Origin of the sequence: Pseudactinotalea sp., from assembly GCF_048594945.1 — a bacterium.
GTDB lineage: Bacteria > Actinomycetota > Actinomycetes > Actinomycetales > Beutenbergiaceae > Pseudactinotalea.
Genome location: NZ_JBMDXJ010000205.1, coordinates 1 through 8,235 on the forward strand (window position 1 = coordinate 1; position 8,235 = coordinate 8,235).

General features: G+C 71.8%; 9 protein-coding genes and 1 pseudogene. All 10 read left to right on the forward strand.

What is annotated here, in order from left to right:
- Positions 1 to 519: hypothetical protein (locus tag ACOJSN_RS08985; RefSeq protein WP_420112159.1), on the forward strand; the 519-nt coding region annotated here is incomplete at its 5' end.
- On the forward strand, positions 479 to 1,084 hold the full coding sequence (locus ACOJSN_RS08990; RefSeq protein ID WP_420112160.1) for a TetR/AcrR family transcriptional regulator: 606 nt from the start codon (positions 479 to 481) through the stop codon (positions 1,082 to 1,084). The genes ACOJSN_RS08985 and ACOJSN_RS08990, both read left to right, overlap by 41 nt.
- Positions 1,085 to 1,165: 81 nt before the next feature.
- Positions 1,166 to 1,882, forward strand: coding sequence for an NUDIX hydrolase (locus ACOJSN_RS08995; protein WP_420112161.1), 717 nt, complete (start codon positions 1,166 to 1,168; stop codon positions 1,880 to 1,882).
- Entirely contained in the window at positions 1,879 to 3,177 is a 1,299-nt protein-coding gene (gene nadA / locus ACOJSN_RS09000) for a quinolinate synthase NadA (protein WP_420112162.1), read from the forward strand. Before ACOJSN_RS08995 ends, nadA begins: the two co-directional genes overlap by 4 nt.
- Positions 3,174 to 4,703 (forward strand): L-aspartate oxidase, encoded by a 1,530-nt coding sequence (gene nadB / locus ACOJSN_RS09005; protein ID WP_420112163.1) that lies wholly within the window; start codon positions 3,174 to 3,176, stop codon positions 4,701 to 4,703. The genes nadA and nadB overlap by 4 nt, the downstream gene beginning before the upstream one ends.
- Positions 4,704 to 4,714: 11 nt before the next feature.
- On the forward strand, positions 4,715 to 5,167 hold the full coding sequence (locus tag ACOJSN_RS09010) for an SRPBCC family protein (protein ID WP_420112164.1): 453 nt from the start codon (positions 4,715 to 4,717) through the stop codon (positions 5,165 to 5,167).
- Positions 5,168 to 5,169: 2 nt separating this feature from the next.
- The gene (nadC, locus tag ACOJSN_RS09015; protein WP_420112167.1) at positions 5,170 to 6,018 is read left to right on the forward strand and encodes a carboxylating nicotinate-nucleotide diphosphorylase; all 849 of its coding nucleotides are present in this window, start codon (positions 5,170 to 5,172) and stop codon (positions 6,016 to 6,018) included.
- The gene (locus ACOJSN_RS09020) at positions 6,015 to 7,160 is read left to right on the forward strand and encodes a cysteine desulfurase family protein (RefSeq protein WP_420112165.1); all 1,146 of its coding nucleotides are present in this window, start codon (positions 6,015 to 6,017) and stop codon (positions 7,158 to 7,160) included. The genes nadC and ACOJSN_RS09020 overlap by 4 nt, the downstream gene beginning before the upstream one ends.
- Positions 7,161 to 7,435: 275 nt before the next feature.
- Positions 7,436 to 7,939 (forward strand): FBP domain-containing protein, encoded by a 504-nt coding sequence (locus ACOJSN_RS09025; RefSeq protein ID WP_420112166.1) that lies wholly within the window; start codon positions 7,436 to 7,438, stop codon positions 7,937 to 7,939.
- A 132-nt stretch (positions 7,940 to 8,071) separates the two neighbouring features.
- Positions 8,072 to 8,235 (forward strand): annotated as a pseudogene (locus ACOJSN_RS09030) (MFS transporter); the annotation flags it as partial.

An 8,235-nucleotide genomic window follows, 5' to 3' on the forward strand; every position in this document is an offset into this window, starting at 1 on the left:
CGCCAGGTCGAGGCGCCGGTCGCGCTCGCGGTGTACGGCCTGGAGAACGACGCCGACACGCTCCGCGAGTGGTACTCCCGGCTGCACGAGGCGTCGCGACTGCCGCTGCTGATCCGATCGGAGGCGGTGGACCTGCTGTGGGCTGTGGCGCTCGCGGCAACGCTGATCGCGCTGGTCCACCTGGTGGCGCAGCTCGGCGCCACGCGCCGCCCGCGACTGGCCGCGGCGATGCGGCGATGGGCGCCGCTGATCGCCCTGGGGCCAGTCTTCGACCTCGTCGAGAACGCGTTCTCGCTGGCCATGCTCACCGACCCTGCCGGGTTCCCGGACTGGTGGGCGCTCGCCCACGGCGCCGCCGCACGCGCGAAGTTCGCACTCTCGGGGATCGGCGCCGTCGTCGGGATCGCGCTGACGACGATCATCGTCTGGCCCGCGCGGCGGATGGACCGCAGCGCCGCGAGGTCCGACCATGGGACCGATGCCCAGCAAGCCGTATCACCACGACCACCTCCGCGGTGAGCTGATCCGTGCGACGCGGGCCGTCGTCGAGCGCGATGGCGCCGACGCCATGACGATCGCCGGCGTCGCCGCGATGTGCGAGGTCAGCGTGGCCGCTCCGTATCGGCACTTCGCCCACCGACAGGCTCTGCTGGGCGCCGTCGCAGCCGAGGGCTTCCACGAGCTGCGGACGGCGCTCACGCTCGGAGCCGGCGCGAGCTCCGAGCCTGCAGAGCGCCTCGTGGCGTCCGGGGTGGCGTATGTCGACTTCGCGCTGACGCACCCCCACCTGTTCCGCCTGATGTTCGACGCCGACGTACGAGATCCGGCAGCAGCCGCACCCCAGGCGCTCGACGGGCTTGCGGCGTTGATCGAGCCGCTCGACCTCGCCGTGACGACCGAGACGGCGCTCCGTGTGACGTGGGCACTCGCACACGGGATCGCCTCGCTCCGGATCGGCGGCATGCGCACGTTCATCGAGAACGATTCGCCGGAGCGCGTGCGCGACGAGCTGCAGACACTGCTCGGTGGGATCGTGCGCGAGCACGGTGCCGCCGCGAGCGACGGCACCCCCGCATCGTCCTGACCGATCACACCTTGCGTTCAGGTCACTCTGACTCTAAGGTGGTCCTGAAGTTCAGGTCAAAGTGACCTTAAGGAGGCCCGGATGAGCGCAGCGGAGACCGAGATCGCCGTCTCCACGGTGATCTTCGCGCTGCGCGTCGACGAGCCCCGCAGCCCGATCACGCTCTCGCTCCCCCTCGTCTTCCGCACCCGCGAGCCATTCGACGGCCGCTGGGCACTGCCAGGCGGTCCGCTGGGCGACGAGACCCTGGAGGATGCGGCACGCCGCACGCTCGCCGCCACGACCGGGCTTGCACCCGCCTACCTCGAGCAGATGTACACCCTGGGGGATCCAGACCGCTCGCCCGACGGACGCCGCGTGGTCACCGTCGTGTACTGGGCGCTCGTGCGCGCCGACGAGGTGGCACACGCCCGCCCGCAGCAGAACGTGCGGTGGCTGCCGGCCGATGACCTGCCGGCGCTGGCGTTCGACCACAACCTCGTCGTCGAGTACGCACTGTGGCGATTGCGCAACAAGGTCTCCTACAGCCGCATCGCGCACGCCCTGCTCGGCGAGACCTTCACCCTCCGCGAGCTGCGCGAGGTCCACGAGGTCGTGGGGCAACGAGAGCTCGATCCCGCGAACTTCCGCCGCCAGATCGAGGCCGACGGCGCCGTCGTCGCGACAGCCGAGATGCGCACCGGTGGCGCGCACCGACCTGCACGCCTGTACCGCTACAACGCCGACGTCGAACCCGTCGACCTCGGCCCGATCGCCCGGACCGCGGGCATCGGCAAGCCCACGAGGAGCGCACCATGAGCACGACCACCGCCTCGGTCGACCTGCGGATCCGCAGCATCGACGCCGGCAGCACGCCGGGCAACACCTGCTCCAGCGAGCTCGCCGACGGGCCCTGGGTCCTCGATGCCGGCGCCCCGGGCTACGGGCCGGGCGCCTCGCAGGCCGACACCCTCCCGCTGGGCTCGCCCCGACAGGGCACGCTGCCGCAGCGCTACCGCGACGCCTCCCCCGCGCAGATCGACGCCTGGATCCGCGCCGCTCGCGAACGACTGGCCGACGACGTCGTGATCCTCGGCCACTTCTACCAGCGTGACGAGGTGGTCACCTACGCCGACTACGTGGGCGACTCCTACCAGCTCGCACAGGCCACCAAGGAGCACCCGGACGCCAGGGCCATCGTGTTCTGCGGCGTGCATTTCATGGCCGAGACGGCCGACATGCTCTCCGGCGCCGACCAGCAGGTGATCCTGCCCAACCTCGCCGCAGGGTGCTCGATGGCGGACATGGCGAACCTCGATCAGGTCGAGGAGTGCTGGGAGCAGCTGGTCGACCTGTACGGCGACCAGCCCGACGAGGCCGGCCGGGTCCCGGTGATCCCCGTGACCTACATGAACTCCTCCGCGGCACTCAAGGCGTTCTGTGGGCGCAACGGCGGCATCGTGTGCACCTCCTCCAACGCGGCCACCGTGCTGGAGTGGGCGTTCGAGCGCGGCCAGCGGGTGCTGTTCTTCCCCGACCAGCACCTGGGCCGCAACACCGCGAAGGCGATGGGGATCGGCCTGGAGCAGATGCCCACCTGGAACCCCAACAAGCCTCTCGGCGGGAACGACGAGGCTGCACTCCGGGAGGCCCGCGTGCTGCTGTGGCACGGGTTCTGCTCAGTGCACAAGCGGTTCACCGTGGCCCAGATCGAGCAGGCGCGCGCCGAGCACCCCGACGTGCGCGTGATCGTGCACCCCGAGTGCCCGATGCCAGTGGTCGATGCGGCCGACGAAGCCGGTTCCACCGACTACATCCGCCGCGCGATCGACGGCGCGACCGAGCCCACCACGTTTGCGATCGGCACCGAGATCAACCTCGTGCAACGGCTGGCCGCGCAGTACCCGCAGCACACGATCTTCTGCCTCGACCCCGTGGTGTGTCCCTGCTCGACGATGTACCGCATCCACCCTGGCTACCTCGCCTGGGTGCTCGAGGGTCTGGCCGAGGACGAGGTGCTCAACCGGATCGCCGTGCCCGAGGACGTCACCACGCACGCCCGCGTGGCGCTCGAGCGGATGCTGGAGGCCAAGCCGGCGGGAGCGAGGAGATGAGCCGGGTGATCGTCGTCGGGTCCGGGATCGCGGGGCTCTCCCTCGCTCTCACGGCGACGGCGTCCGGTCACCAGGTCACGGTCGTCACCAAGGGCGAGCTCGGCCAGTCCAACACCCGGTACGCACAGGGCGGCGTGGCGGTGGCGCTCTTCGACGAGGACTCGGTCGAGTCGCACATCTCCGACACGCTCGCCGCGGGTGCGGGACTGTGCGATCCGGAGGCCGTGCGCGTGCTGTGCGCCGAGGGCCCGGACCGGATCCGAGAACTGATCGCGCTGGGTGTCGCGTTCGATGAGAAGGACGGTGAGCTGGCCCACGGACTCGAGGCCGCCCACTCGTTCCCCCGCATCCTGCACGCGGGCGGCGACGCGACCGGCGCCGTGATCGAGGCGGCCCTGGTCGCGCGCCTGCGCGAGCGCCAGGTGGTCATCCACGAGCACGCATTCCTTCTCGGCCTGCGCACCGAAGCCGGTCCCGGAACCCGCGTGGTCGGTGCCGAGATCGAGCTCGACGGCGGCGCTCGCCGCGTGCTCGACGCCGACGCCGTGGTCCTTGCCACCGGCGGCGCCGGCCAGCTGTACCCGTACACCTCCAACCCAGTGGCTGCCACGGGCGACGGCGTGGCGTGCGCCGCGCGCATCGGTGCCCGCCTCGCGGATATCGAGCTGTACCAGTTCCACCCGACCACCCTCGCGGTGGAGGGAAACTTCCTGGTCTCGGAGGCCGTACGCGGCGAGGGTGCGGTGCTGCGCAACGCCGCCGGCGAACGGTTCATGGCCGACGTCGAGAGTGCCGAGCTGGCGCCGCGCGACGTGGTCGCCCGCGCCGTGCACACCGAGATGGCGCGCCAGGGCGGCGTGCCGGTCACTCTCGACGCCACCGCGCTCGGCGCCGACTTCCTCCCGGAGCGGTTCCCCAGTATCGACGCCGCCGTGCGCGCCGCCGGCCTCGACTGGGCGAGCGAGCCGATCCCGATCACCCCGGCCGCGCACTACTGGATGGGCGGCATCGCCACCGACCTCTGGGGCCGCACGAACGTGCCGGGTCTGTTGGCGATCGGCGAGTGCGCCCGCACCGGCGTGCACGGCGCCAACCGGCTGGCCTCCAACTCGCTGCTCGAGGGCGCGGTGTTCGCCCACCGCGCCGCCCTCGCCCTCGACGACCGCGCCCCCTCCTGGGATTTCAACGCTGTTTCGGCGCCCGTCCAGATGCCGGAACCCGCCAGTCCCATGCCCGCCGAAACAGCGTTGAAATCCCGGGGGGCGCTGCAGCAACTGATGTGGGACGCCGTGGGGCTCGTGCGCGACGGCGAGACGCTCGCCCGTGCGATCGAGACCCTCGACGCCTGGGCTGCCGCTGCACCCGCGCCCACCGATCGCGCCTCGCACGAGGACGCCAACCTGCTGCTGCTCGCGCAGGCGTGCGCCCGTGCGGCGCTCACCAGGACGTCCTCGGTCGGTGCACACTTCCGCAGCGACGATGCGGCCACCGAGGCCGACGCGTCGTTGACCCTGCTGTCCGTCTGAGAGGAGCCGTCATGGCCGAGAACGAGCGCACTGTCGTCACCGCAGAGCGGGTGGTCCGCGCGCCCGCCGAGGTGATCTTCGAGCTGATCGCCGACCCTGCCCGGCAGCCGGAGTGGGACGGCAACGACAACCTCGCGCAGGCCGAGCCGGGCCAGCGGGTGCGCGCCGTGGGTGAGGTGTTCACGGTCACGCTGACCAAGGGCACCCCGCGGCCCAACCGGGTCGTGGCCTTCGAGGAGGGTCGCGTGATCGCGTGGCGCCCCGCCCCCACCGGCGAGCCCGAGCCCGGCCACGAGTGGCGCTGGGAGCTCCAGCCGACCGCGGACGGCACGCTGGTCCGCCACGTCTACGACTGGACGCACCTCACCGATGCCAAGCGGTTCGAGCGCGCCCGCTCCACCACGAGCGAGAACCTCGCGGCGTCCATCGAGCGGCTCGCTGCGCTGGCGGAGGCGCAGGCGTGAGCGTGCAGGCCTCGGCCGTCGACGAGGTCGTCGGCCGGGCACTCGCCGAGGACGCCCCGTGGGGCGACCTCACCTGCGCGGCTCTCGTGCCGCCGTCGGCCATCTCGACGGCGGAGCTCACCGCGCGTGAGCCCGGCACCTTCGCCGGTGGTGCCGCCGTCGAGGCGGCGTTCCGGCTGACCGACCCGGCGATCGCCGTCGAGCTGCTCGTTGCCGACGGCGAGACGTTCGATGCCGGAGCCGTGCTGGCTCGGGTCGAGGGACCGGCCGCCGGGGTGCTGCAGGCCGAGCGAATCGCTCTCAACTTCGCGCAGCGGCTGAGCGGCATCGCCACCGCCACAGCCGCGTACGTGGCGGCGGTGGCGGGCACGAAGGTGCGGGTGGTGGACACCCGCAAGACCACGCCCGGGCTCCGTGCGCTCGAGCGGCATGCGGTCCGTGCCGGCGGCGGGCGCAACCACCGCTTCAGCCTGTCCGACGCGGTCATGGTCAAGGACAACCACCTGGCGGTGCTGCTGGCGGCCGGCGCGGACCTCACCGAGGCGCTGCGCGGCATCCGGGACCGGATCCCGCACACCACCAGCGTGGAGGTCGAGGTGGACGGGATCGACCAGATCGAACCGGTCCTGGCGGCTGGGGTGGACGTGATCATGCTGGACAACTTCACGCTCGAGCAGTTGCGCGAAGGCGTCGCACTGGTGGCAGGGCGCGCCGTGGTCGAGGCCAGCGGCAACGTGCGGCTGGAGACGGTCCGCGCGATCGCCGAGACCGGCGTGGACGTCATCAGCGTCGGCGCCCTCACCCACAGCGTGCGCTCGCTCGACCTCGGGCTCGACATCCACGTGCGATGACGCTCTATCTGGACGCCGCCGCGACGACGCCGGTGCGACGCGAGGCGCTCGAGGCGATGTGGCCCTACCTGACCGGGGACTTCGGCAACCCGTCCAGCACCCATGAGCTGGGCGAGCGGGCCGCGGCCGGACTGGCCGACGCCCGCGCCCGGGTCGCAGCCGTGCTCGGCTGCCGTGCGAGCGAGGTGACGTTCACCTCGGGCGGCACCGAGGGCGCGAACCTCGCGATCAAGGGACTCGCGCTGGGGCTGCCACGCGGCCGCCACGTGGTGACCAGCCCGATCGAGCACGAAGCCGTGCTCGCCTCGGCCGAGCACCTCACGAGGTGGCACGGGTTCGCGACCGCCACCACCGCCGTCGACCATGACGGGGTGGTGACCCCGGACGCTCTCACGAGCGCGCTGCGCGAGGACACCACGCTGGTGAGCATCGGGTACGCGAACAACGAGGTCGGCACGGTGCAGGACATCGCCGCGTTGGCGGCGGCAGCCCGCGAGCACGGCGCACTCGTGCACACCGACGCCGTGCAGGCGGCCGGATGGCTGCCGCTGGATGTCTCGGCACTGAATGTTGATGCGCTCAGCATCTCTGGGCACAAGGTCGGCGCACCCAAGGGCATCGGTGCGGTGTTCCTGCGCGGTCGACACGCCGTGATCCCGGTCATCGACGGCGGCGGTCAGGAGCGCGAACGGCGCTCGGGCACCGAGAACGTCGCTGGCGCCGTCGCTCTCGCCACGGCGCTCGAGCTCGCCGAGGCGGAGCGGGTCGCCGCAGCCGAGCAGGTCGCCGGACTCCGAGACCGGCTCGTGACGCGTGTGCTCACCGAGATCCCGACGGCGTTGCTCACCGGATCAGCGGCCTCGCGCCTGCCCGGGCACGCCTCCTTCTGCTTCCCCGGCACCAGCGGTGAGGCTGTGCTGCTGGAGCTGGAGCGGCGCGGGGTCCTGGTGTCCTCGGGCTCGGCATGCGCCGCAGGGCGAGACGTGCCGTCTCACGTGCTGGTAGCACTGGGTCTGGAGCCCGGGATTGCACAGACGGCGGTGCGGCTGACGATGCCCGCGACCCTCACCGCCGCCGAGGTCGACCTCGCCGCCACCGCGATCGTCGACGCCGTCACCGCCCTCGCCCTTCTCCCGCGCTGACACCGCGTTGAACGCCTGGCGGGGACGTGGCGGCGGATATCGCGTTGCGGGTGGGCGTACCGTGGTTGGTGGCGCGCGGCGTGAGGTCGCCACGGCCGGACCAGTGACGAGGAGCAGCGATGAGTGGCATCGCAGGGAGCGGGGTGGCCGTGCAGGCCTGCTCATCGCTGACCTGCCCCGCCCGCCCCGAGCAGCCGATTCCCTGACGTCCAGGTGAGGGCTCCACGGGCGGGCGCTCTGCATGCCCACCCTCATCTGCACGCAAGGACATCCTCATGACCCCGCTCACCGACGCGCAGATCCGCGCGTCCTTCGTCAACGCCACCCGCCGCGAGATCACGAACGCGAACCTCCCGGATCTCGACGATCTCCGCTGGGACCGCCTCGAGTACCTCGGTTGGCGAGACCGCAAGGCTCCCCTGGTCGCCTACGTGGTGATCGAGCTCGATGACGTCCCGACCGGCATCGTGCTCCGCGCGGCCGACCGCAGCGGCGGTCGCCGCCCGGCGATGTGCGCCTGGTGCGAGGACATCGTCGAGATCGACGACGTCCACCTGTTCACTGCACGGCGAGCCGGCGCGGTCGGCCGCAAGGGCGACAGCATCGGCACGCTCATCTGCGGCGACTTCCGCTGTTCGAAGAACGTGCGCCGCACGCCCACGGCGTCCGAGGCAGGCTCGAACATCGCCGAGGTACGCGAGCTGATCATCGCCGATCGCATCGAGGGCCTGCGCGAACGAGCCACGGCCTTCGTCGCCGAGGTCGCCCGCACCCGCTGACCGGCCCGCTCCACCCCGCCGAGCAGGGGGTTCTGATCGCTCCCGCCACGGATACCGATCGGAACCCCCTGCTCGGCAGGCGTGATGGGGCTACCGTGGCGAGGAACGACCCCCGGGGAAAAGGGCACGGCGATGACGGCGTCCGCACCACCCAGCAGGCTCAACCCGCGCATCATCGGGATCTGCGTGGCCGCAGCGCTCGGCGGCTTCCTGTTCGGCTTCGACACAGCGGTGATCAACGGCGCGGTCGACGCGCTCACCGACCAGTTCTCGCTGGGTCCCGGGCTGTCCGGTTT

Excerpts from the sequence above, each read along its gene's own strand:
- ACOJSN_RS09020 (WP_420112165.1), top strand. The coding sequence starts at position 6,015 with ATGACGCTCTATCTGGACGCCGCCGCGACGACGCCGGTGCGACGCGAG.
- nadB (WP_420112163.1), top strand. The coding sequence starts at position 3,174 with ATGAGCCGGGTGATCGTCGTCGGGTCCGGGATCGCGGGGCTCTCCCTC.
- ACOJSN_RS09010 (WP_420112164.1), top strand. The coding sequence starts at position 4,715 with ATGGCCGAGAACGAGCGCACTGTCGTCACCGCAGAGCGGGTGGTCCGC.
- ACOJSN_RS08990 (WP_420112160.1), top strand. The coding sequence starts at position 479 with ATGCCCAGCAAGCCGTATCACCACGACCACCTCCGCGGTGAGCTGATC.
- ACOJSN_RS09025 (WP_420112166.1), top strand. The coding sequence starts at position 7,436 with ATGACCCCGCTCACCGACGCGCAGATCCGCGCGTCCTTCGTCAACGCC.
- ACOJSN_RS08995 (WP_420112161.1), top strand. The coding sequence starts at position 1,166 with ATGAGCGCAGCGGAGACCGAGATCGCCGTCTCCACGGTGATCTTCGCG.
- nadA (WP_420112162.1), top strand. The coding sequence starts at position 1,879 with ATGAGCACGACCACCGCCTCGGTCGACCTGCGGATCCGCAGCATCGAC.